Annotated in this window: 28 protein-coding genes; 8 read left to right on the top strand and 20 right to left on the bottom strand. The window is 68.0% G+C overall.

Going from position 1 to position 24,078, the window contains the following annotated elements; genetic code table 11:
* The first annotated feature begins 6 nt into the window (after positions 1–6).
* Positions 7–618 (top strand): GyrI-like domain-containing protein, encoded by a 612-nt coding sequence (locus LJ725_RS12175; RefSeq protein WP_230550921.1) that lies wholly within the window; start codon positions 7–9, stop codon positions 616–618.
* A 182-nt stretch (positions 619–800) separates the two neighbouring features.
* On the opposite strand, the gene LJ725_RS12180 is transcribed toward LJ725_RS12175, so the two are convergent.
* Positions 801–1,826, bottom strand: coding sequence for an amino acid ABC transporter substrate-binding protein (locus LJ725_RS12180; RefSeq protein WP_230550922.1), 1,026 nt, complete (start codon positions 1,824–1,826; stop codon positions 801–803).
* A gap of 25 nt (positions 1,827–1,851) precedes the next feature.
* Positions 1,852–2,829 carry a Bug family tripartite tricarboxylate transporter substrate binding protein gene (locus LJ725_RS12185; RefSeq protein ID WP_230550923.1) on the bottom strand — a complete coding sequence of 326 codons (978 nt, stop codon included), beginning with the start codon at positions 2,827–2,829 and terminating at the stop codon, positions 1,852–1,854.
* A gap of 53 nt (positions 2,830–2,882) precedes the next feature.
* Between LJ725_RS12185 and LJ725_RS12190 the strand changes: the two genes are divergently transcribed.
* Both LJ725_RS12190 and LJ725_RS12195 read left to right on the top strand, forming a co-directional pair.
* Complete coding sequence (locus tag LJ725_RS12190) at positions 2,883–4,046, top strand: acyl-CoA dehydrogenase family protein (protein ID WP_230550924.1); 1,164 nt, start codon at positions 2,883–2,885, stop codon at positions 4,044–4,046.
* Positions 4,043–4,531, top strand: a complete 489-nt coding sequence (locus LJ725_RS12195; protein WP_230550925.1) for a DUF3237 domain-containing protein — start codon at positions 4,043–4,045, stop codon at positions 4,529–4,531. The genes LJ725_RS12190 and LJ725_RS12195 overlap by 4 nt, the downstream gene beginning before the upstream one ends.
* 187 nt (positions 4,532–4,718) lie before the next feature.
* Here LJ725_RS12195 and LJ725_RS12200 read toward each other — a convergent pair whose 3' ends face one another.
* The 4 genes from LJ725_RS12200 to LJ725_RS12215 form a co-directional block, all read right to left on the bottom strand.
* Positions 4,719–6,011 (bottom strand): hypothetical protein, encoded by a 1,293-nt coding sequence (locus LJ725_RS12200; RefSeq protein WP_230550926.1) that lies wholly within the window; start codon positions 6,009–6,011, stop codon positions 4,719–4,721.
* Positions 6,012–6,065: 54 nt separating this feature from the next.
* Positions 6,066–7,910, bottom strand: coding sequence for an ABC transporter ATP-binding protein/permease (locus LJ725_RS12205; protein ID WP_230550927.1), 1,845 nt, complete (start codon positions 7,908–7,910; stop codon positions 6,066–6,068).
* Complete coding sequence (locus tag LJ725_RS12210) at positions 7,911–8,708, bottom strand: class II aldolase/adducin family protein (protein ID WP_230550928.1); 798 nt, start codon at positions 8,706–8,708, stop codon at positions 7,911–7,913. It abuts the gene before it with no gap.
* A 68-nt stretch (positions 8,709–8,776) separates the two neighbouring features.
* A complete protein-coding gene (locus LJ725_RS12215; protein ID WP_230550929.1) occupies positions 8,777–9,517 on the bottom strand; it encodes a sulfite exporter TauE/SafE family protein in 741 nt (246 codons plus the stop codon).
* Between the two features lie 90 nt (positions 9,518–9,607).
* On the opposite strand from LJ725_RS12215, the gene LJ725_RS12220 reads away from it, so the two are divergent.
* On the top strand, positions 9,608–10,495 hold the full coding sequence (locus tag LJ725_RS12220; protein WP_230550930.1) for a LysR family transcriptional regulator: 888 nt from the start codon (positions 9,608–9,610) through the stop codon (positions 10,493–10,495).
* Positions 10,496–10,502: 7 nt separating this feature from the next.
* On the opposite strand, the gene LJ725_RS12225 is transcribed toward LJ725_RS12220, so the two are convergent.
* Both LJ725_RS12225 and LJ725_RS12230 read right to left on the bottom strand, forming a co-directional pair.
* Positions 10,503–11,138: an NrsF family protein gene (locus tag LJ725_RS12225; RefSeq protein WP_230550931.1), complete on the bottom strand. Its 636-nt coding sequence runs from the start codon at positions 11,136–11,138 to the stop codon at positions 10,503–10,505.
* Positions 11,135–11,683, bottom strand: a complete 549-nt coding sequence (locus LJ725_RS12230; protein WP_230550932.1) for a sigma-70 family RNA polymerase sigma factor — start codon at positions 11,681–11,683, stop codon at positions 11,135–11,137. Before LJ725_RS12230 ends, LJ725_RS12225 begins: the two co-directional genes overlap by 4 nt.
* A gap of 154 nt (positions 11,684–11,837) precedes the next feature.
* Between LJ725_RS12230 and LJ725_RS12235 the strand changes: the two genes are divergently transcribed.
* The 4 genes from LJ725_RS12235 to LJ725_RS12250 are packed head-to-tail and all read left to right on the top strand — an operon-like array spanning position 11,838 to position 14,224.
* Positions 11,838–12,128 carry a BufA1 family periplasmic bufferin-type metallophore gene (locus LJ725_RS12235; protein WP_230550933.1) on the top strand — a complete coding sequence of 97 codons (291 nt, stop codon included), beginning with the start codon at positions 11,838–11,840 and terminating at the stop codon, positions 12,126–12,128.
* 11 nt (positions 12,129–12,139) lie between these two features.
* Positions 12,140–13,006, top strand: coding sequence for an MNIO family bufferin maturase (gene bufB, locus LJ725_RS12240; RefSeq protein ID WP_230550934.1), 867 nt, complete (start codon positions 12,140–12,142; stop codon positions 13,004–13,006).
* Position 13,007: 1 nt separating this feature from the next.
* Positions 13,008–13,778, top strand: coding sequence for an HvfC/BufC N-terminal domain-containing protein (locus LJ725_RS12245; RefSeq protein WP_230550935.1), 771 nt, complete (start codon positions 13,008–13,010; stop codon positions 13,776–13,778).
* Entirely contained in the window at positions 13,775–14,224 is a 450-nt protein-coding gene (locus LJ725_RS12250; RefSeq protein WP_230550936.1) for a DoxX family protein, read from the top strand. The genes LJ725_RS12245 and LJ725_RS12250 overlap by 4 nt, the downstream gene beginning before the upstream one ends.
* Here LJ725_RS12250 and LJ725_RS12255 read toward each other — a convergent pair.
* The 12 genes from LJ725_RS12255 to LJ725_RS29180 all read right to left on the bottom strand — a co-directional run bounded on the left by LJ725_RS12255 (position 14,202) and on the right by LJ725_RS29180 (position 24,039).
* Positions 14,202–14,681: an Lrp/AsnC family transcriptional regulator gene (locus LJ725_RS12255; protein WP_230550937.1), complete on the bottom strand. Its 480-nt coding sequence runs from the start codon at positions 14,679–14,681 to the stop codon at positions 14,202–14,204. The two genes, LJ725_RS12250 and LJ725_RS12255, sit on opposite strands and share 23 nt — an antisense overlap.
* A gap of 33 nt (positions 14,682–14,714) precedes the next feature.
* Positions 14,715–14,987 carry a hypothetical protein gene (locus LJ725_RS12260; protein ID WP_230550938.1) on the bottom strand — a complete coding sequence of 91 codons (273 nt, stop codon included), beginning with the start codon at positions 14,985–14,987 and terminating at the stop codon, positions 14,715–14,717.
* 380 nt (positions 14,988–15,367) lie between these two features.
* Positions 15,368–16,144: a sulfur oxidation c-type cytochrome SoxA gene (gene soxA / locus LJ725_RS12265; RefSeq protein ID WP_230550939.1), complete on the bottom strand. Its 777-nt coding sequence runs from the start codon at positions 16,142–16,144 to the stop codon at positions 15,368–15,370.
* Positions 16,141–16,461, bottom strand: a complete 321-nt coding sequence (gene soxZ / locus LJ725_RS12270; RefSeq protein ID WP_230550940.1) for a thiosulfate oxidation carrier complex protein SoxZ — start codon at positions 16,459–16,461, stop codon at positions 16,141–16,143. The genes soxA and soxZ overlap by 4 nt, the downstream gene beginning before the upstream one ends.
* Entirely contained in the window at positions 16,461–16,907 is a 447-nt protein-coding gene (locus LJ725_RS12275; RefSeq protein ID WP_230550941.1) for a SoxY-related AACIE arm protein, read from the bottom strand. Before LJ725_RS12275 ends, soxZ begins: the two co-directional genes overlap by 1 nt.
* The gene (soxX, locus tag LJ725_RS12280; protein WP_230550942.1) at positions 16,908–17,342 is read right to left on the bottom strand and encodes a sulfur oxidation c-type cytochrome SoxX; all 435 of its coding nucleotides are present in this window, start codon (positions 17,340–17,342) and stop codon (positions 16,908–16,910) included. It lies immediately after the preceding gene.
* 4 nt (positions 17,343–17,346) lie between these two features.
* Complete coding sequence (locus tag LJ725_RS12285) at positions 17,347–18,603, bottom strand: NAD(P)/FAD-dependent oxidoreductase (RefSeq protein WP_230550943.1); 1,257 nt, start codon at positions 18,601–18,603, stop codon at positions 17,347–17,349.
* Between the two features lie 10 nt (positions 18,604–18,613).
* Complete coding sequence (locus tag LJ725_RS12290) at positions 18,614–18,907, bottom strand: c-type cytochrome (protein ID WP_230550944.1); 294 nt, start codon at positions 18,905–18,907, stop codon at positions 18,614–18,616.
* On the bottom strand, positions 18,907–21,078 hold the full coding sequence (locus tag LJ725_RS12295; RefSeq protein WP_230550945.1) for a xanthine dehydrogenase family protein molybdopterin-binding subunit: 2,172 nt from the start codon (positions 21,076–21,078) through the stop codon (positions 18,907–18,909). The genes LJ725_RS12290 and LJ725_RS12295 overlap by 1 nt, the downstream gene beginning before the upstream one ends.
* A 15-nt stretch (positions 21,079–21,093) precedes the next feature.
* Positions 21,094–21,543, bottom strand: a complete 450-nt coding sequence (locus LJ725_RS12300; RefSeq protein WP_230550946.1) for a (2Fe-2S)-binding protein — start codon at positions 21,541–21,543, stop codon at positions 21,094–21,096.
* 97 nt (positions 21,544–21,640) lie between these two features.
* Positions 21,641–22,972 carry a dipeptidase gene (locus tag LJ725_RS12305; protein ID WP_230550947.1) on the bottom strand — a complete coding sequence of 444 codons (1,332 nt, stop codon included), beginning with the start codon at positions 22,970–22,972 and terminating at the stop codon, positions 21,641–21,643.
* Between the two features lie 8 nt (positions 22,973–22,980).
* A complete protein-coding gene (locus tag LJ725_RS29180; RefSeq protein ID WP_329958360.1) occupies positions 22,981–24,039 on the bottom strand; it encodes a TlpA disulfide reductase family protein in 1,059 nt (352 codons plus the stop codon).
* Positions 24,040–24,078 lie beyond the last annotated feature (39 nt).

Below are 24,078 nucleotides of genomic sequence, written 5' to 3' on the forward strand. Positions count from 1 at the left end.
CCTTCGGTGAGCAGGATCGACTTCAGGAAGACGCTGGCGGCGCTCTACACGGCGCCCGCCGGCCGCTTCGCCGAGATCGATGTGCCGGCGCTCGGCTTCGTGAAGGTCGACGGCGAGGGCGATCCCAACGTCGCACCAGCCTACAGGCGGGCGATCGAGTGGCTCTATCCGGTGAGCTACGCGATGAAGTTCGCCGCCAAGGCGGCCGGGAGGGACTATGTCGTGCCTCCGCTGGAAGGCCTCTGGTGGGCCGACGATCCGGCGGACTTCGTGGCCCGGCGCAAGGAGCGCTGGCGCTGGACGATGATGATCATGGCGCCCGACTTCATCGAACCGTCGGTCTTCGAGGCAGCGGTCGAGAAGGCGAGGAAGAAGCTCGGCGACGCACCCGCGACCCTGAGGTTCGAGCCGCTCGCCGAGGGCCGCGCGCTGCAGACGCTGCACGTCGGCCGTTACGACGACGAAGGCCCCACCCTCGCCCATCTGCACGACGAGATCATGCCGGCCCGGGGCCTCGATTTCGCCGGCCCGCATCACGAGATCTATCTCAGCGATCCGCGCCGCACCGCACCGGAGAAACTCAAGACGATCCTGCGGCAGCCGGTGAAGCCGATCTGACGGGTTGCAACATGAGCAAAGGTCCTTCGCCTCGCTCATCAACGGCCTCACCCTGAGGAGCGAACGCAGTGAGCGTCTCGAAGGGTGGGCACGCGCAACACGTCTGATGCCCATCCTTCGAGACGCGCGCCTGCGGCGCGCTCCTCAGGATGAGGGGGTGTTGTTGCCCCTCAAACTCGCGATCAGCGGATGGGCGGCGCGTATTGCAGGCCGCCCTGGGTCCACAGCGCGTTCTGGCCGCGCGGGATCTTGAGCAGCGAACCCGAGCCGACATTGCGTTCGAAGATCTCGCCGTAGTTCCCGACCTGCTTGACGATGTTGTAGACCCACTTCTCGTCGACGCCGAGCGCCTTGCCCATGCCCGGCGTGACGCCGAGGATGCGCTTGATGGCGGGATTGTCGCTCTTCAGCATCTCGTCGACGTTCTTCGAGGTGATGCCGTATTCCTCGGCCTCCAGCATCGCGAACTGGGTCCAGCGCACGATGTCCTCGAACTGGTTGTCGCCGTGGCGCACGACCGGTCCCAGCGGCTCCTTCGAAATGACCTCGGGCAGCACCATGTAGTCGTCCGGGTTGGGTGCGTTGGCGATGCGGGTCGCGTAGAGGCGCGCCTGGTCGCCGGAATAGGCGTCGCACCGGCCGCTGAAGAAGGCGCTGCGGCTCTGGTCCGGATCCTCGAACAGGACCGGCTTGAAGGTCATCTTGTTGCTGCGGAAATAGTCGGCGATGTTGAGTTCCGACGTGCTGCCCGTGAGCACGCAGATCGAGGCGCCGTTCAGTTCCTTGGCGCTCTTCACGCCGAGCTTCTTCGGCACCATGAAGCCCTGGCCGTCATAGTAGGTGACGCCCACGAAATCGAGACCGAGCGCGGTGTCCCGCGTCAGCGTCCAGGTCGAGTTGTTCGACAGGAGGTCGACCTCACCGGCCTGCAGCGCGGTGAAGCGCTGCTGGCCGGACAGCGGCACATACTTCACCTTCTCCGAATCGCCGAACAGCGCGGCCGAGACGCCGCGGCAGATGTCGACGTTCATGCCGGTCCACTTGCCCTGGTTGTCGACCACCATGAAGCCCGCGATGCCGCCCACCGCGACGCCGCAGACGAGCTGCCCGCGGGCCTTCACCGCATCGAGGTCCTTGCCGGCCAGTGCCTCCCCGGCCGGCAGGGCAAGCGCCGCACCGAGCGCCATCGCGGCGAACATCTTCTTCATGGAACGGTTCCTCTTTCTTTCCAGCTCACTCGATCTTGGCACCGACCGTCTTCACGACGTCGGCCCACTTCGCGCGGTCGCGCTTCACGGTCGCCTGGAACTGCTCGATCGTTTCATAGCGCGGCGTGTTGCCGAGCTCGACCAGCTTCTTCTGGACGTCGGGATCGGCCAGCGCCGACTTGATCGCGAGGTTCATCTTGAGGGCGATCGCGGGATCCAGCCCCTTCGGCGCGAAGATGCCGAACCAGGTGTAGCTGTCGAAGCCCGGCAGGCCCGCCTCGTCGATGGTCGGCACGTCGGGAATGGCCGGCACGCGCTGCTTGGTCGAGACGCCCAGCAGCTTCATCTTGCCCGCCGCCGCCTGCGGCATCGCGATCTGGACCTGGGCGAAGATGCAGCAGGTGTCGCCGTTCAGCACCGACTGGATGGCGTCGGGCGAGCCCTTGTAGGGCACGTGCACCATGTCGAGCCCGGCCTTGGCGTTGAACTCGGCGAAGGCGAGGTGCGTGCCGGCGCCGTTGCCGGTCGAGGCGTAATTGTACTTGCCGGGCGCCGCCTTCACCTTGGCGATGAAGTCCTTCACGTCCTTGGCGTCGATCGCCTTGGGATTGATCGCCAGCACGTTCGACACGTCGACGAGGGTCGAGATCGGCGTGAAGTCCTTCTCGGGATCGAACGGCAGCTTGCTGTAGAGCGCGGCATTGATGCCGTGCGTGCCGGCCGTCCCCAAGAGGAAGGTGTATCCGTCGGGCTTGGCGTTGGCGACGAACTCGGACGCCACGTTGCCGCCGGCGCCGGCCTTATAGTCGATCACGATGCGCTGGCCGAGCGCCTTGTCGAGCAGCGGCTGCAGGATGCGCGCGACGACGTCGGTGCCGGAGCCCGGCGGGAACCCCATGACGATGTTGATGGGCCGGGTGGGCCAGTCCTGTGCCGCCGCGGGAAAGACGGCGCAAGCCGCAGAGAGAAAAAGCGCCGTGGCGCCAAGCAGAAATCTGCGCACTGTGATCTCCTTCGAGTCCGATACTATGCTCATGCAAGAAACGGGGAAAATCCATGGGTTACATGACCGACGAGCGCCGCATGATCCAGGAGACGGCGCGCGCCTTCGTCATGAAGGAAGTGCTGCCGGTCGCGAACAGGCTCGATCCGGAGAAGGGCGACATCCCGCCGGAGCTGATCCGGAAGCTGGCGGACATGGGCTATTTCGGCATCGTGATCCCCGAAGAGTATGGCGGCATGGGCCTCGGCGTCTTCGAATACTGCCTGATCACCGAGGAACTGGCGCGCGGCTGGATGAGCGTGGCCTCGATCATCGCCCGTGGCAACGGCCTCAGCGCCGGCCGCGGCATGACAGAGGCCCAGCGCGCCGTCTTCCTGCCCCGCGCCGCCCGCGGTGAGTTCCTGGGCGCCGCCGCCATGTCCGAGCCCAATGTCGGCTCCGACCTCGGCAGCATCTCCTGCCGCGCCCGGCGGGACGGCGACGACTGGGTGATCACCGGCAACAAATACTGGTGCACCTTCGCCGACGGCGCCGACTACATCATGCTGGTCGCCCGCACCTCCGACGCGCCCGATCCCAAGCGCAAGCATGTCGGCCTCTCCTCCTTCCTGATCGAGAAGCCGCGCGGCACGTTGCCGCCGGGCGTCAAGGGATCGCCCATTCCCAAGATCGGCTATTTCGGCTGGAAGACGTGGGAGCTGGCCTTCGACGAGTGCCGGCTGCCGGGCTCGGCGTTGATCGGCGAGGAAGGCCGCGCCTTCTATTACATCTCGGCCGGCCTGGAACGCGCCCGCGCCCATACCGCGGCCCGCGCCATCGGCCTCGCGCGCGGGGCGCTCGAAGACGCCACCGCCTACGCGCAGGAGCGCCGCCAGTTCGGCCAGGCGATCGGCGACTTCCAGAACACGCGCTTTCGCCTCGCGCGCATGGCCACCGAGATCGAGGCCTCGCGCCAGCTGATGTACTTCGTGTGCGACGAGATCGACCAGAAGCGGCGCTGCGACAAGGAAGCCGCAATGGTGAAGTTCCACGCCTCCGAGATGGCCGAGCGCGTCACCTCCGAGGCGTTGCAGGTGTTCGGCGGCGCCGGCTACACGACGCTGCACGCCGTCGAGCGCTACTGGCGCGATGCGCGCCTCACCAAGATCTTCGAGGGAACCTCCGAGATCCAGCAGCGCATCATTTCCGACCACCTGCTCGGCAAGCAGAAGGCATGAGCCAGATGGACATCGACACTTTCATCCAGACCGCGCCATCGCTGCGCTTCGCCTTTTCCATCAAGGCGAAGGTGGGGCCCATCCAGGATCTCGGCCAGACGGCCCGCGGCCATCGCCGCATCATCGACATCCTGGGCGGCGAGGTGCGCGGCCCGCGGCTGGAGGGCGAGATCCTGCCGGGCGGGGCCGACTGGCAGATCGTGCGGCCCGACGGCACGATCGAGGTGGTGGCGCGCTACACGATCCGCAGCGCCGCCGGCGCGATGATCTACGTCCAGAACGACGGCCTGCGCGTCGCCAGCCCGGAGATCCTGGAACGCATGTCCAAGGGCGAGCTGGTGCCGCCGGGCAGCTACCACTTCCGCACCGCCCCGCGCTTCGAGACGTCGGAGCCCACGCTCAAGTGGCTGGAACGCGCGACCTTCGTTGGGGTCGCAACGCGGGCGCCCGACAGGGTTGCGATCGGCTTCCACGAGGTGCTCTAGAGCCGTTCCACGTCACATTGACCCACTTACCTCATCCTGAGCAGCGCTGCGGAGCAGCGCGTCTCGAAGGATGGGCAACAGGCAAGGTGCGCGTGCCCACCCTTCGAGACGCATCGCCGCGCGATGCTCCTCAGGGTGAGGTCGTTGTTTGAATGTTCGGCTTGATTCAATCTCGCCCAGAAGTGCTCTAGGGACGCGCCGGCCGCTCCCTCTTGCGGCAGACCTCGGCGACACGCGGCGCGATCAGGGAGGCGAACCGGGCGGCGCCCTTGGCGGAGAAATGTTCGCCGTCGGCGAAGTCGTCGGGGCTGAACTGCTTCCCGTCGAGCGCGATGTAGGTATCCCCCAGGGTCGCAGCCTCATGCTGCAGGAGAGAGTTCAGACGCGACAGCAGCGCCTGCAGATCGCCCGCCCGCAGATGGGGACCCCACATGTCCCGGCGGCCGCTGGATCCGACCAGCGAGGCGAAGTCGAAGATCTCGCCGATCCAGAGGGTGGCGATGCCGCGTTCGCGGTTGATCGAGGAGATCGAGCGTACGTTGCGCAGGAAGATCGCTTCCAGTGCGCGATCCGGCTCGACGCTCGCCCGCCCCTCGGGCGCCGGCGGTGCGCGCGCCGTGTCAAAGGCGAACGCCGCAAGCCGGCCGAGAAGGCGCACCAGCGGCGAGACCTGCGGCAGCAGGCGCTCGACCCGGCGGACTTCCAGCGCATCGACCAGTCGCGGCGTCTGGTAGGTCGCAAAGCCGGGATCTAGGTCGCGAATGTGCGAACTCGCGATGTCGGTTCCTCCGACATAATAGACGGCGCAATCGGGCAGGATGCCGTAGGCCTGCTGGTAGAAGGCCGTGCGAATGACGATCTGGACGGTGCTGTTGGCGGTGACGCCATGGTTCAGCACCGCGAAGCGGTCGCGGCCGAGAAGTCCTTCCAGGCGCTCCGCCCACGTCTCGCCGTCGTCGACGGCAAGATCCTCGGTCGTCGACCCGCCGAACACCGCGACGACCGTCCTGTCGCGCAGTTCCGCGGCCGAACGCTCCCGCCCGCGCAATCCTTGCGAATCGACACGATGAATCCCGCGCGACCCCTTCACGGTCGGCAGGTTCGTCGCCTGCAGGAGCGGATGCCAGACCCGTTCCACTTCGCGCGGCGCGTTTGCCGGCATCAGGTCGCTGTCGGCCAGGTCGTGTCGCGTCATCGCGACCGAGCCGAAGCCGAGACCAATCTCGATCGCGGCCAGCGACAACACGACCATGGTGACGCGCGGCCAGCGTGCGCAGACGATGCCGAGAACCAACAGCGAGGCGAGATAGGCGAAGTACCAGCTGCGTCTCAGGCCCGGCATCAGTTCTGCGGCGAGCCCGTAGCGCCAGGTAGCCGCGAGGGCCGCAATCCCCAACACCAGCGCCACGAGCACGGCGATCGTCCGCTCGAAGCGATAGGGTCTCGTCAGTCCAACGTGGGATGCCAGCCGGCGGAGCATGCTTCGGCGGAGATATCACGCCGTCCCCGGACCGACAAAAGACGGCGGGTGCGTTCAGCGACCCAGCAGGTTGGCGCGGACATGCGCCCAGAAACCGGGGTCCCGCGGCGTCGAACGGCTGGCCGCCGCCATCTTGCGGTAGAGATCGCCGAGCGACCGCTTGCTGGCGTCGGCCCGCAACGTCGTTCCATCGGCGCCGGGCTCCAGCGTGAGCTCGCGCGTATGGAAGACTTCCAGCCCGGGGCGGTGGCCGATGCTGACGACCGATGTTTCGGGCAGCTCCTCGATCAGGAGCTTCATCACGTTCTCCTGACCGGCTTCGTCAAGCGCCGAGGTCGCCTCGTCCATGAAGATCCAGTCGGGCTTGTGGATCAGCACCCGGGCAAAGGCGACGCGCTGCTGCTCGCCACCGGAGAGGATGTGGTCCCACCGCTCGGTCTCATCCAGTCGGTCGCGGAGATGGTCGAGGCCCACCTTGTGCAGCACGTCTTTCAGGGCATCATCGGTGATGCCTTCCGGCGCCATCGGGTAGTGCATCACCTCGCGCAGCGTTCCCAGCGGGAAGTAGGGCTTCTGCGGCATGAACGTGATGTTGCCGGTCGGAAGGTGGATGGCGCCGCGGCCCCAGGGCCAGACCCCGGCGACGGCGCGCATGATCGTGCTCTTGCCGCTGCCGGACTTGCCGCGGATCAGCACCCGCTCGGCCCGCTGGATCTCGACCTCCGCTTCGGCGACGAGCATCTCGCCGCTGGGCCGCGCCACCCCCAATTCGCGCATGACGAGCCGGTCCGAATCAGCCGGCGGGTGGACGACGATCCGCTCCACGTCGGCCACCTCGCTGCTTTCCTCTAGGTCGGTGAGCGCCACGTGCAGGTGCACGACGCGATCGGTCGAGGCCCGCCACTCGGCGAACTTCGGGAAGTTGTCGATCAGCCAGGAGAGCGCCCATTGCACGCTGGAGAAGGCCTGTGCCGTCTGCATCAGGCCGCCCAGTGCGATCTCGCCGCCGAGATAGCGCGGCAGCGCGACGATCAGCGGCACGATGGGCGCGAGATAGGCCAGCGAGCTGGTGAGCAGGGACAGGTTGCCCTGGCCGCGGGTCTGGACGTTCCAGGCGGTGCGCAGGTCGAAGAGCGAGCCGCGCAGCCGTTCGCGCTCGTCGTCCTCGCCGCGCATCAGGGCGATGCCTTCGGCGTGCTCGCGCGCGCGCGTCAGGCCGGACCGGAAGTCGGCCTCCCGGCTCTGGCGGATATTGCCGGCGTGGATGAGGCCACGGCCGAGGAAATAGGTGAGCAGAGAGCCGACCAGCGCATAGGCGACCGCGGCCCAGACCATGTAGCCCGGCAGGTCGAACTCGAAGCCGAACAGCCTGATCGGCATCGTGCCCGACAGGATCCACAGCACGCTGAGGAAGGTGAAGAGCTGCAGCACGCACTGCAGGATGCTCTGGGCGAACTCGACCGCGTATTCGGTCGAGATGCGGATGTCCTCGGCGATGCGGCCGTCGGGATTGTCGACCTCGTCGGCCAGCATGCCGAGCTGGTACTGGCGACCCGCGTTCAGCCAGCGCTGGACCGTGACGTGCGACAGCCAGGACCGCCAGTTGATCTGCAGCCGCCGCTTGATGTGGAGCTGGATCGCCACCGCCACGCCGGCCGACACGACGATGGCCGCCAGGATCCAGAGCAGCTCCATGAGCTGCCCGACGTCACGCTTGTCGAGCGCGTTGAAGAAGTCGCGGTTCCAGATGTTCAGCCATAGCGCGATGCCGACATTGGCCGCACCGAGCACCACCAGACCGCCGGTCAGGGACCAGGCGACGGCACGATACCCCGGCGCCGTCCAGTAACCACTGGCAACGGCGGCGAAAGCGCGTATCGAGCTGTGCGGTGTATCCAATCAGTCGCGGAAGCCCGGATCGATCCGGTCGAGCTTCCGCAGGAGAGCCGGCCAGTCCAGCAGGCCGAACGGCCGGCGGGTCTTCGGCTGATAGTTCATGTAGGTCGCGTCCACCACGTCGGCGGGGACGTCGATCAGCTTGGTGTTGCACGACATGGCCGCGATCTGCGTTTTGCAGCTCAGCTCCAGCCGGTGCATGGCATTGAACGCCTCGGGTATCGTCGCGCCGGTGGTCAGCAGACCGTGGTTGCGCAGAATCATGGCGTTGTTGTCGCCCAGGCTCTTCACCAGCGCCTCGCGCGCCGCGAGATCGAGCACCACGCCGTCGAAGTCGTGATAGCTGATCCTGGCGAAGCGCATCGAGGTCTGGGTGTTGGGCAGCAGGCCGCATTCCATGGTCGACACGGCCATGCCCGGCCAGGTGTGCGTGTGGATCACGCACGCGACCTCGGGCTTGGCCATGTGGATGGCGCTGTGGATCACGAAGCCCGCTCGGTTGACGCCATACTCAAGTCCGCCCGCGAACTCCGGCCGGCTGAGGATGTTGCCCTCGTGGTCGATCTTCAGGAGGCTCGACGCGGTGATCTCCTCGTAGAGGAGACCGTAGGCGTTGATGAGGAAAGCATCGTGCTCGCCGGGCACCCGCACCGAGATGTGGTTCGCGATCAGGTCGGACATGCCGTAGAGGTCGATCAGCCGGTAGCAGGCCGCGAGGTCGACGCGGGCCTGCCATTCTTCCGGCGAGACGTTCGACCGGAGATCGGCAACCTTGGAAGTCTTGAGGGCGTGCACGGCCATTGAAACGCTCCGGAAATGAAAGGGTTCCGGACCGTACGCCGCGAAGCCCCGGAGCGTCCATCGATGGCTCAGAAGAGCCCGCGCGCTGCGAGATAGGCGCCGAGCGCCAGAAGACCCGCGAAGAACCACAGCCGGAACGCCTGCGGCGACAGGCGTGTCCGCACGGCCTGACCCAGCCGCATCCCGGCCAGCGCCACCGCCACGCCGGCCAGCGAGGGCCAGGCCATCTCGAGGCCGATTCCCGGGCGGCCCGCCAGGGTCGCGCCGAGGGCCAGGGTCGAAACCGTGAAGGACAGGCCCAGCGCCTGAACGAGTTCATCCCGGGTGAGGCCGACCGCCTGCAGGTACGGCACCGCCGGTATCACGAAGACGCCGGTCGCGGCGGTGATCGCCCCGGTCGCCGCCCCGGCCAGCGGCCCCAGCCATCCTTCCGCCGAAGCCGGGACCGCGAGCCTGAAGGCCGCCAGCCCGGACACGGCATAGGCCATCAACGCGATGCCCAGCGCCGGCGCGGCGTAGGGCCCGCCGAGGCCCGAGAGGAAGGACGCGCCCAGCCATGTGCCGACACAGACACCGAGGTTCAGCGGCCACAGCCGTCGCAGCAGCCTCGCGAGATGCGGACCGTCGACCATCTGCCAGAGATTGGTGACCAGCGACGGCAGGATCAGCAGCGCCGCCGCCTCGACAGGCGACAGGACGATGGCCAGCAGGCCCATCGAGATGGTCGGCAGGCCCAGTCCGATGATGCCCTTGGCGAAGCCCGCCACCAGGAAGACCGCCAGGACGAAGCCGAACGTGGAGAGGATCATGCCGCACTGATGAGATCTGGCCGGACGATGCGCAATGTGGAGAATACGGAGTCTGCCTTCGGACAGCCCGAAGGCTCACGGGAGCGATCCTTGCGCTTCGACTTCACCGACCTCCGCCTGTTCCAGTTCGTGATCCAGACCGGCAGCATCACGCGCGGCGCCGAGCGCGCCCACCTGGCGCTGGCCTCCGCGAGCGCGCGCATCCGCGGCATGGAGGAGGCGCTGGGCGTTCCCCTGCTGACGCGTGGCCGGCGCGGCGTCGAGCCGACGGAAGCGGGTCGGAGCCTGCTCGACCACGCGCGCATCGTGCTGCAGCAGATCGAAACGATGCGCGGCGACCTCGGCGCCTACTCGCGCGGCCTCAAAGGTAGTGTCCGCATCCTGGCCAACACGTCCGCGCTGTCGGAACACCTGCCGGCACTGCTGGCCAGCTTCCTCGCCGCCCACCCGACGGTGGACGTCGACCTCGAGGATCGCGAGAGCCCGGCGATCGGCGTCGCCATCCGGGCCGGCGAGGCGGATATCGGGATCGGCTCGCAGGCCGCCCTCGTTCCGGGGCTGGAATGCCACGCCTTCAGGACCGACCGTCTGGTATTGGCCGTGCCGGCGAACCACCCACTGGCCCGCAGGCGCAAGTCCAGCTTCGCGGAGCTGCTCGATCTCGATTTCGTCGGCCTGCCGCGCGGCACGGCGCTCGACGATCACGTTTCCATGCAGGCCGCCCGGCTCGGCCGGGCGCTCAGGCTGCGCGTCCGCGTGAACAGCCTCGACGCGGTCTGCGCCATGGTGGCGGCGGGCGTCGGCGTGGGCATCGTGCCGGAGACCACCCTGTCGCGCCACCGGCGCGTCCTGCCGATCGCGGCGCTGCGTCTGAGCGAGGCGTGGTCACTGCGGGAGCTCAGCCTGATCGTGCGCGATTCCCGTCGTCTCACGCGTCCGGCCCGCCTGTTGTACGACGCCTTGCGCAAGCCGGGTTGAGCACCGGCTACCAGCGCAACAGTCGATGGCCGACGACGGCACCGAGGAGGATCACCGGCACCGCCGCCAGCGGATACCAGGTGAGCACGAAGAGCGGCGAGTCGTCGAAGCAGTGAAAGGCATAGAGGACAGCGGCGGCGGCGGCGGCCAGCGCGCCGGAAGCCGCACCGGCCAGGATCGGAGAGGCCGGCGCCGAGCGGCGCAGCACCAGGAGCAACCCGAGGAGCGGGCCCAGCGCAAGCACGGGGATCGCCTTCAGGCAGTCGCGGGCATTGCTGCCGACCAGTCGCGTTCCCCAGCTTCCCGCGGGCGCCAGCATCAATTCGATCGCAAGGCCCGACACGGCGAGAACGGCCAGCACGACGACACCCCGGCGCCACGATCGCGAAGCCAAGGGCCGCGCCAGCGCGATGCAGGCGGACGCGGCGGCGAGCAGCGCCGTCAGCACCAGGACGAGCTTGAAATCGAATCGCCACGTCGCGAACGCCGCCGCGAGGTCCACGCGCGGACCGAGCTCCAGGACGAAGATGCCCAAAGACAGGACCGACCCCAGCGCCACCGCACGCGCCACCGAGCGGCTGAGCGATGTGGCGGACCGCGCGCGATCCGCGACCAGGGACTCGACGAGTTGCTCGGTTTTCATGTCCTGCCCCTGCGATAGGCTTCGGCCAGCGAGCGAAGGGCGCGATGCAGCGCCACGCGCACGGCGCCCTCGCTCAGCCCCATCCGCGCGCCCACCTCGCGGGCCGTCTGACCCTGGATGGAAATTCCCTCGACGATGCGACGCTGGCGCTCGGGAAGTCCCGCCAGCATCTGCTGCGCGTCCAGCGCGCTTCCTTCCTCCGCCGCCTGCGGCGCGGCGAGCGTTTCCGCATGCTCGTCGATGTCGATGTGATCGGTGAAACCGCGCCGGCGCAGGTGATCGACGAGCTTGTGGCGCGCGATCGCCCGCAGCCACGGCTGAAGCGGCTGTGTCTCGTCCCAGGTGTCGCGCTTCAGATGCATGGCCAGCAAAGTCTCCTGAACGACATCCTCACAATCGGCCCGTGGCCGGCCGGCGGCCGCGAGACTGCGCGAGGCCACGCCCCGCAACCAAGCGGCAACGAGGATCAGCAGGCGGCGATAGGCCTCGTCGTCCCCTTTCCGGGCTGCCCGCATGAGTGCGGAGAGATCGTCCGGATCAGGCAACAGACTCGATCCTTCACGTATTCGTGTTGAAGGGCACAAACATTACAGGCCCTGCGCCGAAAAAAGAAACCGTCGGCGATGTAACGCTTCCACACGATCCTGCGAATGACCTCTTGCGGGCCGACAGTGGCCCGACAGCAAGAGGGATCTTTCCATGATCAATCGTACCACCAACGCCGCGCTCGCGGCCGCCGTCGCCGCCGCCGCCCTGATGTCGGCCGGCGCCAACGCCCAGACCGCCAACGCCGACAAGGAGCGCTGCTACGGCATCGCGATGGCCGGCAAGAACGACTGCGCCGCCACCGGCAACAATTCCTGCGCCGGCCAGTCCAAGGCCGACTACGACGCCAAGGCCTGGAAGTACGTCGCCAAGGGCTCGTGCGCGACCATGGAAGTGACGCTGAAGGACGGCATGAAGCGCAAGGGCACCCTGTCGCCGATGTAAGGACGCGCGTCGTGACGGCGGATCGCTCCCCTCGTGCCGGCGCCGGGCTGAAGCCCGAGCACCAGCGGCACATCCTCGACGCCCAGCCCGATATCGGCTGGTTCGAGGTGCATGCCGAGAACTACATGGGGGCGGGCGGTCCGCCGCATTCCTTCCTCGAGCGCATCCGCGCGCTCTACCCGCTTTCCCTGCACGGCGTGGGCCTGTCGATCGGATCGGCCGGCGGCATGACGCCCGGGCATCTCGCCCGCCTGAAGACGGTCGCCGATCGCTACGAGCCCTTCGTCGTCTCCGAACATCTCGCCTGGTCGACACACGAGGGCGTGTTCCTCAACGACCTGCTGCCGCTTCCCTACGACGAGGCCACGCTGGCACTGGTGACGCGGCATGTCGACGAGGTCCAGTCGGTTCTGGGCAGGCGGATCCTGATCGAGAATCCATCGACCTATCTCCGCTTCGAGGGCGAGGAGATGGCCGAGACCGAGTTCCTGCGCACCCTCGCCCGGCAGAGCGGTTGCGGCCTTCTGCTGGACATCAACAACGTCGTCGTATCCGCGGCCAATCTCGGCTTCGATCCCGCGGCCTACCTCGCCGCCTTCCCTGTCGAGCATGTCGGGGAGATCCATCTGGCGGGCCATGCCGTGCTGCACGATGGCGCGGCGCCTGGCGGCGAGCGCCTTCTCGTCGACACGCACGACCGGGCCGTCTCCGACGAGGTCTGGGACCTGCATCGCCATCTGATCGGGCGGCTGGGCCCCCTCCCGACACTCATCGAATGGGACGCCGACGTGCCGGCCTGGCCTGTCCTCGAGGCGGAGGTGGCGCGGGCTCAATCGGTGCTGCGCCAAGACGGCGTGTCGCGCGCCCGGGCAGCCTGACATGCGCGCACTCGCCGACATCCAGCGGACCTTCACGCACGCCCTGCTGCAGCCCGTGCTCCGGGTGCCGGACGCCGTCGGCGAACGGGCCGGAACCTCGCGCGAGCGGCGCTTCCGCGTCTATCGCAACAACGTCAAGGCAAGCCTGGTCGCGGCCCTGACCGCCAGGTTCCCGGTGGTCCGCCGTCTCGTGGGCGACGAGTTCTTCGAGGCGATGGCGCTCGTGTTCATCGGGCAGCATCCTCCCCTCTCCCCCGTTCTCGCCGAGTACGGCGCCGGCTTCGCCCGTTTCCTGGAAGGGTTCGAGCCCGCGGCCGATCTGCCGTATCTCCCGGACGTCGCACGTCTCGAATGGGCGCGTCACGCGGCCTATCACGCGGCCGATGCGGCGCCGATCGGGATCGACCGGCTCGCCGCCCTCGCCCCCGAGGATCTCCATGACGCGAGGCTCGTCCTCCACCCGGCGGCCGCCCTCGTCGATTCGCCCTGGCCCATCGTGTCGATCTGGACCACCAACAGCGTCGACGAGGAAGTGCGCCCGATCGGACCCGACCACGGCGCCGAGACCGCGCTCGTCACGCGCCCCCGGCACGACGTCCTGATCCACCGGCTGCCGGCCGGTGCGGGGGTGGCGATCGCCAGCCTGCAGGCGGGCCGCCCCCTCGGCGAAGCGATCGCCGGCGCGCCGGCCGATTTCGACCTGCCCCACATGCTCGCCGTGCTCTTCGGTGCCGGCGCCATCACCGGTCTTCTCAAGGGAGCCCCCGAATGATCTCTCTGCTTCGACGCCTCGACACGCTCCTGTCGGGCATTCCGCACGAACTGATGGCGCTCCTCGCACGGCTCTCGATCGGCACGATCTTCCTGCGCTCCGGCATGCTCAAGCTCGAGGGCTGGGAGAGCGGCACCACGCTGGCGCTGTTCCGCGAGGAATACCAGCTGCCGCTCCTGCCGCCGGAACTCGCTTCCCTGATGGCCACGGCGGCCGAGCTCAGCCTGCCGATCCTGCTCTTCCTCGGCCTGTTCACGCGGCCGGCCGCGCTCGCGCTGCTCGGCATGACGCTGGTGATCGAGATCTTCGTCTATCCCAACGCCTTCGACACGCACGGCGTCTGGGCGGTCTCGCTGCTCTATCTCGCCAAGTTCGGTCCCGGCAGCCTCGCGCTCGACCGCGTGATCCTCGGGCCGGCCCGCCCTAGCGCTTACGGACGGGCTTGAGGTCGGACGCGATCGGATAGGCGGTCGTCGACTTCACGCGCTCCATCGAGAAGCGCGAGGTGACGTTCTTCAGCGGCATCGTGTCGATCAGCTTCTTGTAGAAGGCGTCGTACGCCTGCATGTCCGAGACCGCGACGCGCAGCATGTAGTCGATGTCGCCGGCCATGCGGTGGAATTCCATCACCTCGGGCATGGCGGTGATGGTGCTGGCGAACTTCGAGAGCCAGGCCGAGGAATGGTCGCCCGTCTCGATCGACACGAACACGGTGAGGCCGACGCCGATCGATTCGGGCGAGATCAGCGCCACGCGCTTCAGGATGACGCCGGACTTCTCCAGCCGCTGGATGCGCTTCCAGCAGGGGCTTTGCGAGAGACCGACCCGATGGGCGATCTGCGCCAGCGATAGGCTCGCATCCTCCTGGAGGAGCGCCACGATCTTCCTGTCGATGGCATCCATGCTTCGAACATCCATATGCAGCGGCCGGCCAGTCTAGACCGGAAGCAACTCCAGGCGAACCGGGGCCCCCAGACGCTCGCTGAGCAGGGTCGCAAGGGCGTCGACGTCACCGTCGACCCGCCCGCCATAGCTCAACAGGCGCGGATCCGCGCCGTTGAACCAGGAAATGCGCCATTCACCCGCCTCGCACACCAGCGAGCCCACGACGCGGCCGTGCGCGGAGATCGTCCACAGGGACGGCTCCTCATAGGCTGCCTGGAACATCCGGGCGGCGCGGGCAACGAGGGTGCTGGCGAGGCTGAGCATGATGGGGAGTCTACGGTCCGGCCGGCGAAACCGGCAATGAAACGGTCGGTCGAATCGGCGCGCGCAGACGGCAGAAATAGCTTCTCGGATCGCCATCGGGAGAAAATTCATCTCTCCCCGTCCGCGGCGCTTGAGGCTTCACGATCCAGATGCATCAAACATCCGCCTCATCCTGAGAGTCTGACCGGGCATAAATTGAATCGGTTCAGGCACTGACCTCATCCTGAGGAGCGCCGCCCCTCGAGTGCCTCGGGGTAAACTCCACGGCGCGTCTCGAAGGATGGGCAACAAACGTGGTGCTCGTGCCCATGCTTCGAGACGGCCCTTCGGGCCTCCTCAGCATGAGGTAGGAGTGTGATCCCGCTCTGCTCGGAAGGACTCTAAGGCCGGACCGCCGGAGTCTCGAGTTTCATGCCCTTGGCTCGCTCCATGAGATAGAGCTCCAGCGCGACATACTCCGGTGCATCGAGCGACCAGGCTTCGGCGCGGATGCCGACCAGGCAATTGCGCAGCCGCCGCTTCAGCGAACCCAGCGCCTGCCATTCCAGGCGGTAGATCGGATACCCGGTGGGATGCGCCTCGGGAATGACGATCCCCGCCAGCTTCTTGCCGGCATTGTCGTCGTGGCAGATCGCACAGGACAGGTTGAGTTGGCCCTGGCGGCGCCGATAGATGCCCTCGCCCTGCGCGCGGAACGCATCGACGACGGGACCGTACGGCGGCGCGATCGGCATGCCGCGCGACTGGTGGGCGACGTAGGCTTCGAGGGAAAGCAGGTCGCGGTTCTCCGGCGGCAGCCGCTCGGCCTTCTGGTTCTCGGTGCGACACATATTGATGCGGCCTTCGAGATCGACCGGCCGGTCGGCACCCTGCGGGATCGCGGGGTAGCGCGTGGCGACGCCCTTCATGCTGTCGGCCGCGACGCCGTGACAGTCGGCACAGGACTTGTTCTCGGCGCCCGCCGGCTTCGCCCAGAGCTGGCCACCGAGCTGGACGAACAGCATGCCGGGATTGGCGGTGTCGTCGTCCTGCATCTTCTGCAGGGCCTCGCCCATGTCCTGGTAGCCGGAGCGGCGCTTGTCCGCGCCCGCCTGGGCCGCGGCATAGGATGCGGCGAAGACCAGCGCGAGACCGAAGGCCAGAAGCCGCGCGGTCATTCGACGGCGATGGCCACGCGCTCCTCGGCGGCGAAGCCCTCGTCGCCCGTCCAGCGCAGGACCACCGTGCCGCTCTCGCGGGCCTGGGCGAAAAAGGAGACGAACGGGTTGGCCGCGATCGCGGGCGACATCTCCATCGCGAAGATCTCGGCGCCGTTCCAGGTCGCGGTGAAGCGCTCGATGATGTTGCGCGGGATGATGCGGCCGTTCGGACCGGGCCGGAAGCCGGTCTCCATCGGGTGCAGGATCAGCGCCTTGATCTCGACGACCTCGCCACGCCTGGCGGTCTTGGGGGCGTTCACCAGGATGTTCGACATCAGGGCGACTCCTCGAGACAGGCGGCCAGCGTCACGATCACGTCGGCGCCGCCGCTCCAGAACCTGCCGTCGCTCGTCTCGGCGATGGCGATGATGCGCTGGCTGTCGCCCAGCTTGACGCGCGTGCCGACCACGGCCTTGCCGTTGCGCGGGCCGAGCCGTGCCGAGAAGACGTTGGGCTGGGGGTTCTTCTCGTTGAAGACATGGATCGCCTTCACATGGTCGGCCTCCGACATGGGGCTCTCGACCGTCACGGTGAGCGGCACGGTGCTGCCGTTCTCGACCAGCGGCGGCACGTCGAGCTTGACCCGGCCCTCGGTCGGCGTGGCCGTTCCGACGACCTTGCGGATCGCCTCGGCCATGGCTTCCTGTGTCGCGGACGCGGGCGCCAGCGGCAGGACGAGTACGGCGGCGGTGGTGCCGGTCAGGAAGCGACGTCGGTCCATTCAATCCTTCAGGGTCACGAGATAGGCCACGACATCCTCGACCTGCTCGGCCGAGAGGATCGTCTTGCCGTCGAATGCACGGGCGACCCGCTGCAGGCCACCGGTCCGATAATAGGCCGGCATGATCGTGTCGGCATTGAGACGCGTCCCGTCGACGATGCGCAGGCGCAGCTGACCCTCCGACCAGCGGGAGCCGGCGCCCGCGAGGCTGGGTGCGAGATCTCCCTGGAAGCGCTCCTCGGCGATCGGCCCGGAATGGCACAGCAGACAGAGGCCGGTGCTGCGACTGGCCACGATGGCGCGGCCCCGTGCGGCATCGCCCGGCCTGCCGGTGAGCGAGGTGGGGATCGCATCGTCCACGATCTGCGGCGTGACGGGTTGGGCGGCAGCGGCCTGGGCACCGAGCAGGAGGGCGAGGACAGGCAGGATCCGCATCGCGTCAACCAAAGGTCTCGGCGACGATGGTGTGGAACCAGCTCGATGCGTAGAGCGCTTCCTGGCCCCGCAGACCGCCCACGGCGACCAGCGGGCTGACGCCGCCAGCCCCGGGAACGTCGGCGAGTTGGCCCTTGTCGGGGCGATAGACGCCGGCGATCGAGATCCCGTAGTCGGCCGCCAGAAGGCTGTAGCAGGTATTGATCAGGATCGGCTCCTGCGGCTTCTCTCCCGCCAGCAGGCGCACGAGGGCGGCGGCGCACACCTTGGCCTGGGCATTGGCCGCGAAGGCGGACTTCGGCATACCGCCCATGATGGCCGCATCGCCCAGCACGTGGATGTTCGGCCGCAGCGTCGATTCGAAGGCGACGGGTTCGACCGGGCACCAGCCGGTACGGTCGGCGACGCCGGCCTGGGCGGCGATGGCGCCGGCCTTCTGCGGCGGGATCACGTTGGCGACGGCGGCCTTGTGGCTGCCGAATTCGGTCGTCAGCGTCAGCGTCGCGGGATCGACCGAGGTCACCTTGCCGCCCTGGCTGAGCGGCACCCATTCGATCATGCCGGGATAGAGTTCGGCCCAGCCGTTCTGGAACAGGCGCTGCTTGGAGAAGGCATCCTTGGCGTCGAGCAGCAGCAGCTTCGACTTCGGCTTCCAGATCTTCAGCCAGTAGGCGATCAGGCTGGCGCGCTCGTAAGGGCCGGGCGGACAGCGGAAGGGATTGGCCGGCGCCGACATCACGACCAGCCCGCCATCCTCCATCGCCTGCAGCTGCCGGCGCAGCAGGACGGTCTGCGCGCCCGCCTTCCAGGCATGCGGCATCTTCTGCGCCGCGGCCTCGTCGTAGCCGGCGATGGCGCCCCAGTTGAAATCGATCCCGGGAGACATGACCAGCCGGTCGTAGGAAAGCCGGTTGCCGTCGGCCAGCGCCACCGTCTTCGCCTCGGCATCGACCGCCGTCGCGCTCGTCTGCGCGACGGTGACTCCTGCGCCCTTGAGCCCGTCGTAGCGGAACTGCTGCTGGTCGATCTCGCGCAGGTTGGCGAGCACGGCGTTGCTGAACGGGCAGGACGTGTAGATGGGATTGGGCTCGACCAGGGTGACGTCGAGCGTGGGCTGCAGGGCCTTCAGCGTGCGCGCCGCCGTGGCGCCGCCGAAGCCACCGCCGATCACGACGACCCGGGCCTTGCCCTGCGCCGACACGACCGCGGGCGCGAGGCCGGCGGCGACGGTGAACTTCAGGAAATGCCGGCGCGTCGCCATGCCCGCTCCGCTATTCGGGCTGCGCGGCGAACCAGGCCGCGATGGCCTGGGTCTGCTGGTCGTCGAAGCCCTTGGCGATGCGGCCCATCACGCTCGAGGGCCAGGCGCCGCTGCGATACTCGCGCATGAAGGTGACGATATCCTCGGCCTTGCGGCCGTTGATGTGCGGAATCACCGAATCCGCCACCTTCTTAGGCGCATGGCAGCCGGTGCAGGAACTGGCGCCCGGCGGCGCATCGGCCGCCGTTGCCGGGCCGACCAGCAGCACGATGCTGGCCAGGCCCGACAGCAGCGCGCGATGCATCAGGCGCCCTTCTTCAGATCGTTGTTCATCAGCGGCAGGTTGCGCACGCGCTTGCCGGTCGCCTTGGCAATCGCGTTCAGCACGGCCGGCGCCGCGACGGCGATGGTCGGCTCGCCGACGCCGCCCCAGAAATCGTGGGTCGGCACGAGAACCGTCTCGACGTCGGGCATCTCGTCGATGCGCATCACGTTGTAGCTGTCGAAGTTGGTCTGCTCGACCGCCCCGTCCTTGACCGTGATCTCGCCGTACAGCGCGGCCGACAGGCCGTAGACGAACGAGCCCGCGACCTGGCGGTCGATCTGCGCCGGATTGACCACGTGGCCGGGATTGGTGGCCGCGGTGATCTTGTGGATCTTGAGCTGGCCGTCCTTGCTCACCGACACTTCGGCGACGCCGGCGACGTAGCTGCCGTAGCCCATGACCTGCGAAATGCCGTGGAAGCGGCCCTCGGGCAGCGGCTTGCCGTAGCCCGCCTTGTCGCAGGCCGCCTTCAGCACCGCCGCCCACTTGGGCTTCAGGTACTTGAGGCGGAAGGCCAGCGGATCCTGGCCCGCCGCTGCCGCCAGCTCGTCCATGAAGCATTCCATGTAGACGGCGTTCTGGTTCACGTTCACGCCGCGCCAGAAGCCCGCCGTGATATGCGGATTGCGCATCGCATGGTCGATCATCAGGTTCGGGATGTCGTAGCCGTAGGCGGCCTCGACCCCGGACTGCATGAGCCCCTGGAAGGCGATGGGATCCATGCCGTTCACCAGGTTCTGCGGCAGCAGCGACGCCAGGATCGACTGGCCCGAGAGACGGATCTGCAGGCCGACCAGGTTGCCCTGGGCGTCGAGACCGGCCGTCAGCTTGGCCATCGTCGTCGGATGGTACTGGCAGTGCGTCATGTCTTCTTCGCGCGACCAGATGAGCTTGATCGGCGTGCCGGGCATCTGCTTGGCGGCGAGCACCGCCTGCCGGACATAGTCCGACCGGCCGCGACGGCCGAAGCCGCCGCCCAGCATCAGCTTGTAGACTTCGCACTGCGAGACCGGCAGGCCGGCCGCCTCGGACGCCGCGGCAAGCGCCGCCTCGCCGTTCTGTGTGCCGCACCAGACCTCGCACTTGTCGGCCGTGTAGCGCGCGGTGGCGTTCATCGGCTCCATGGTGACGTGGTGCTGGTAGGGGAAGCTGTAGACGGCCTCGACCTTCTTGGCTGCGCCCTCGATCGCCTTCTGCGCGTCGCCCGCCTTGTTGCCGACGAAGGCCTCCTTGGCGTCGAGACCTTCCTTCAGCATCGCGTTGATCGTCGCGGTCGAGACCTTGCCGAGGTCGCCGATGTCCCAGTTGGTGACGACGGCATCGAGCGCGGTCTTGGCCTGCCAGTAGGTGTCGGCCACCACCACGACGGCATTGCCGTCGATCGCGAAGATCTTCTTCACGCCGGGCATCTTCTCGGCCTTGCCGGCGTCGAAGTCCTTGAGCTTGCCGCCGATCACCGGGCAGGCGCGCACGGTGGCGTTCAGCAGGCCCGGCATCGTGTAGTCCATGCCGTACATCTGCTGGCCCGTGACCTTCTCGACCGTGTCGAGCCGCTTCAGCGGCTTGCCGGCGATCTTCCAGTCCTTGGGATCCTTGAGCTTCACTTCCTTGGGCGGCTCGAGCGCCGACGCCGCCGCGGCGACCGCGCCATAGGTCACCGTCTTGCCCGAGGCCTTGTGGGTGATGATGCTGTTGGCCGCGCTGCATTCGGCGGCCGGCACGTTCCACTGCTTGGCCGCCGCCGCGATCAGCATCTCGCGGGCGGTCGCGCCGCCCTCGCGGACATATTGCTGGCTCTCGCGGATGCCGCGGCTGCCGCCGGTCGAGAAGTTCCTCCAGACGCGGTTGCGCTTCAGGTTCTCGCCGGGAGTCGGATACTCCCAGGTGACCTTGCTCCAGTCGCAGTCGAGTTCCTCGGCCACGAGCTGGCAGAGACCGGTGAGCGTGCCCTGTCCCATTTCCGAACGGGCGATGCGGATCACCACCTTGTCGTCGGGATGGATGACCACCCAGGCGTTCAGTTCCTTGACGGCCTGGGCCTGCGCCTCGTTCCCTTCGAAGGGAAGGTGGAAGCCCAGCGAGAAGCCGCCGGCGACGGCGGCGCCGCTGACGAGAAAGCCGCGACGGCCGAGAGAAGTCTGGATCGTCATGATGCGTCCTCCCCTTTAGGCCTTCGCCGCGGCGTGGATGGCGGCGCGGACCTGCTGGTAGGTGCCGCAGCGGCAGATGTTGGTCATCGCCTCGTCGATGTCGGCATCGGTCGGGTTCGGCTTGGCAGCCAGCAGCGCCGTCGCCGCCATCACCATGCCGCTCTGGCAGTAGCCGCACTGGGGCACGTCGAGCTCGACCCAGGCCTTCTGGATCTTGTTCAGCACGCCGTTGGCCGCCAGGGCCTCGATGGTCAGGATCTTCTTGTCGCCCACGCTGTTGACCGGGACGCTGCAGGACCTCACCGGCGCGCCGTCGATATGGACCGTGCACGAGCCGCACTGCGCGATGCCGCAGCCATACTTGGTGCCGGTCAGGCCGAGCTGCTCGCGCAGCACCCAGAGAAGCGGCGTGTTCGGATCGGCCGTGTAGTCGACCGCCTTGCCGTTGACGTTGAGGACAGCCATCCCAGTCTCCCGTCGTTCAGGAAATATGGAAGGACCCTAGCCGAGCGGCGCTTCGGAACCTAGCCGCGACACCGCACTCACGGATGTGTGATGCGCGTCAGCGCACGCTCGCTTCAAAAACGCGCCGGAAGTTGCCGCCCAGAAGTTTTGCCGTTTCTTCCGCATTGAATCGGGTGCGCAGCGCGGCGGCGAGCTGCGGCAGATCGGCGTAGCTCGGCATCGCGCTGCCGCCCACGAGGCCGAGCTGGTCCGTGCCCAGGCCGACATGATCGATGCCCGCGATGTCGACCATCCTCGCGAAGCCCTCGGTCGCATAGGCCACGACGTTGGGGAAGTAGGCGGTCACGGGCCAGATGCCGATGACGCCGCCGGTCGCGGCAATCGCACGGGCATGGTCGGGCAGGATGCGCCGCGTCCAGGCTGCCGGCCGGGTGGTGAGCGACGTATGAGACAGGACCAGTGGCTTCGTCGTGACCGCCGCCGCCTTCTTCACGAGTTCGAACGGGCCGTGCGCGACGTCGACGACGATGCCCATCGCATTGCAGCGCCGGATCACCTCGGCGCCGAACGGCGTCAGCCCGTCATGCACGCTGGGCTCGGTCTGGATGTCGCCCAGTTCGTTCGGCCGGTAATGCGTGAGCTGCAGATGGCGCAATGCCCAGCGCTGGTAGGCTTCGTCGAGCCGCTCGATCCGGCCCTCGAGGAAGTCGGCGCCTTCCGAGGCGACGATCAGCGAGGGCTGGCCCGCGCGCGCCGCGCGCAGCTCCGCCGCGGTGCGGATGATCGGCATGCCCTGCTCGCGCGCCAGCGCATGCAGGGCGGGAAACGAACGCTGACTGAACGCATAGAGTTCGCCGGGGCGCGGGTCGCGACTGGGCCGCAGGCGGCCGTCGGTCAGCTTGATGATCGGCGAATCGGAAACCACCGCCAGCGAGATCGCCGCCACGCCGCCCTGGCGCATCGGCTCGGCGACGGCCGCGGAGGAGCCCCGGCCGAAACTCAACGGCAGCAGATTGCCCGCATGGCTGTGCAGGTCGACCGCCATGCCGTCCGTCGCCTGCGCCATGGCCGGCACCGGAAGGCAGAAGAGCGAGCTTGCGGCCATCAGCGTCCGGCGCGACAGGCGCTTCACGGGCACGGCGTCGTGCAGCTGATAGCGCCAGCCCTGATCATCCGCCGACACGCGCCAGATCCCGTCGAGCGTCACCGCCCCGTCGGCCCGTTTCATCGGCTGCCGCGCCAGCACCTCGACGACCGCCTCCGGATTGTCGGGCACGCACCCCGGGCAGCAGCCGGGCTCGGCCATCAACAGGAAACGCTCGTCGCCGCCCAGCGCACTCGCCGCGAGGACAAACCCCGTGATCTCCACGCGCCTGCCATCGGCCTTGCCGGCGCGTGCCTTCCCGAGGTCGGTCCACGAGAGGCGCATCGGTTTCCCTAGAGTTTGGGCGGCGGGTAGTAGGGTCGGTCGCCCAGCGCCTGCACGCGCTTCCAGAAATCGGGGCCCGATGCCTTGCCGACCTCGTCGAGGTCGGCCGCCTGACGCCACAGGCTCCACGAGTCGGGATGCAGGCGGCTCGCTTCCGCCATCTGCCGGTCGCCTTCGGCGACGCGGCCGTTCGCCCGCAGCCACACGCCGAGACGGAAGCGCGCCCTCGCCTCGGCGATCTCCGGCGTGACCTTCGGCAGGCTGGCGCGCGCACGATCGGCGGGCAGCGCATGCGCCCCGGTCGAGACCCAGGCGCGCACCGCGTCGAGATAGGCCTGTCGCGCGGCCAGACGCTCGGCCTGGTCTTCCGGCGTCATGGTGCGGGTCTGGAGGTCCATGCGCCGGAAGTGATCGGTCGAGCCCGCGGTCTCGGGCGGCCGTGCGATCCGCCCCTGCTCGTCGATCCAGATCGCCTGCGGCACGTTCACGAGATTGTAGAGGTCTTCCAGCCGGTGCTCGGTGTCGATCAGCTGCCAGTAGGACGACTTGGCCTGTTCGATCCAGGGACGCGCATGCTCCGCGCCGCGGCTTTCCTGCGCCACGGCCACGACCATGAACCCCTTGTCCTTCAGTTCTTCGTAGAGGGCCTGCCACACGGGCAAGTCAAAGCGGCAGCCTCACCAACTGGCCCACGTGGCGAGGAAGACCTTTCGCCCGCGCAACTGCGACAGCGAGCGCGGCACGCCATCCAGGTCCGGCAGGGTGAAGTCCGGCGCCTCGAGCCCTTCGAGGGCGGCGTTGCGCTCCTCGGGCGGCGCGCCCAGCGCCCACACGTCGCGCGCCTCGCTGGCGATCACCGGCCCGCCGAGCTTCTTCCAGAAGGCTTCGAGATCGACCTCGTTGGGCGCCAGGGCCGATGCCGGCAGCGGCACGCAGAGGTCGGCACGGCACATGCCTTCCGGCTTGAGGGTCCAGCCCGTCACCCTTTCGGCGTCGAGGGGGCTCATCCAGAGCCCGTCATGTGCGGCGATGTCGTGCTCGCCGTCCGGCGTGAGGATCTTGGTCATGCCGGAAGCCAAGCACCTTTCGGCGCGGCGGGAAAGCTC

Origin of the sequence: Reyranella aquatilis (assembly GCF_020880995.1) — a bacterium.
Taxonomy (GTDB): domain Bacteria; phylum Pseudomonadota; class Alphaproteobacteria; order Reyranellales; family Reyranellaceae; genus Reyranella; species Reyranella aquatilis.

Bases quoted from the DNA above. Each gene is read 5' to 3' on its own strand.
- LJ725_RS12180 (WP_230550922.1), bottom strand. From the start codon at position 1,826: ATGAAGAAGATGTTCGCCGCGATGGCGCTCGGTGCGGCGCTTGCCCTG.
- LJ725_RS12190 (WP_230550924.1), top strand. From the start codon at position 2,883: ATGGGTTACATGACCGACGAGCGCCGCATGATCCAGGAGACGGCGCGC.
- LJ725_RS12195 (WP_230550925.1), top strand. From the start codon at position 4,043: ATGAGCCAGATGGACATCGACACTTTCATCCAGACCGCGCCATCGCTG.
- LJ725_RS12200 (WP_230550926.1), bottom strand. From the start codon at position 6,011: ATGCTCCGCCGGCTGGCATCCCACGTTGGACTGACGAGACCCTATCGC.
- LJ725_RS12210 (WP_230550928.1), bottom strand. From the start codon at position 8,708: ATGGCCGTGCACGCCCTCAAGACTTCCAAGGTTGCCGATCTCCGGTCG.
- LJ725_RS12215 (WP_230550929.1), bottom strand. From the start codon at position 9,517: ATGATCCTCTCCACGTTCGGCTTCGTCCTGGCGGTCTTCCTGGTGGCG.
- LJ725_RS12225 (WP_230550931.1), bottom strand. From the start codon at position 11,138: ATGAAAACCGAGCAACTCGTCGAGTCCCTGGTCGCGGATCGCGCGCGG.
- LJ725_RS12235 (WP_230550933.1), top strand. From the start codon at position 11,838: ATGATCAATCGTACCACCAACGCCGCGCTCGCGGCCGCCGTCGCCGCC.
- LJ725_RS12245 (WP_230550935.1), top strand. From the start codon at position 13,008: ATGCGCGCACTCGCCGACATCCAGCGGACCTTCACGCACGCCCTGCTG.
- LJ725_RS12250 (WP_230550936.1), top strand. From the start codon at position 13,775: ATGATCTCTCTGCTTCGACGCCTCGACACGCTCCTGTCGGGCATTCCG.
- LJ725_RS12255 (WP_230550937.1), bottom strand. From the start codon at position 14,681: ATGGATGCCATCGACAGGAAGATCGTGGCGCTCCTCCAGGAGGATGCG.
- LJ725_RS12260 (WP_230550938.1), bottom strand. From the start codon at position 14,987: ATGCTCAGCCTCGCCAGCACCCTCGTTGCCCGCGCCGCCCGGATGTTC.
- soxA (WP_230550939.1), bottom strand. From the start codon at position 16,144: ATGACCGCGCGGCTTCTGGCCTTCGGTCTCGCGCTGGTCTTCGCCGCA.
- soxZ (WP_230550940.1), bottom strand. From the start codon at position 16,461: ATGTCGAACATCCTGGTGAACGCCCCCAAGACCGCCAGGCGTGGCGAG.
- LJ725_RS12275 (WP_230550941.1), bottom strand. From the start codon at position 16,907: ATGGACCGACGTCGCTTCCTGACCGGCACCACCGCCGCCGTACTCGTC.
- soxX (WP_230550942.1), bottom strand. From the start codon at position 17,342: ATGCGGATCCTGCCTGTCCTCGCCCTCCTGCTCGGTGCCCAGGCCGCT.
- LJ725_RS12285 (WP_230550943.1), bottom strand. From the start codon at position 18,603: ATGGCGACGCGCCGGCATTTCCTGAAGTTCACCGTCGCCGCCGGCCTC.
- LJ725_RS12290 (WP_230550944.1), bottom strand. From the start codon at position 18,907: ATGCATCGCGCGCTGCTGTCGGGCCTGGCCAGCATCGTGCTGCTGGTC.
- LJ725_RS12295 (WP_230550945.1), bottom strand. From the start codon at position 21,078: ATGACGATCCAGACTTCTCTCGGCCGTCGCGGCTTTCTCGTCAGCGGC.
- LJ725_RS12300 (WP_230550946.1), bottom strand. From the start codon at position 21,543: ATGGCTGTCCTCAACGTCAACGGCAAGGCGGTCGACTACACGGCCGAT.
- LJ725_RS12305 (WP_230550947.1), bottom strand. From the start codon at position 22,972: ATGCGCCTCTCGTGGACCGACCTCGGGAAGGCACGCGCCGGCAAGGCC.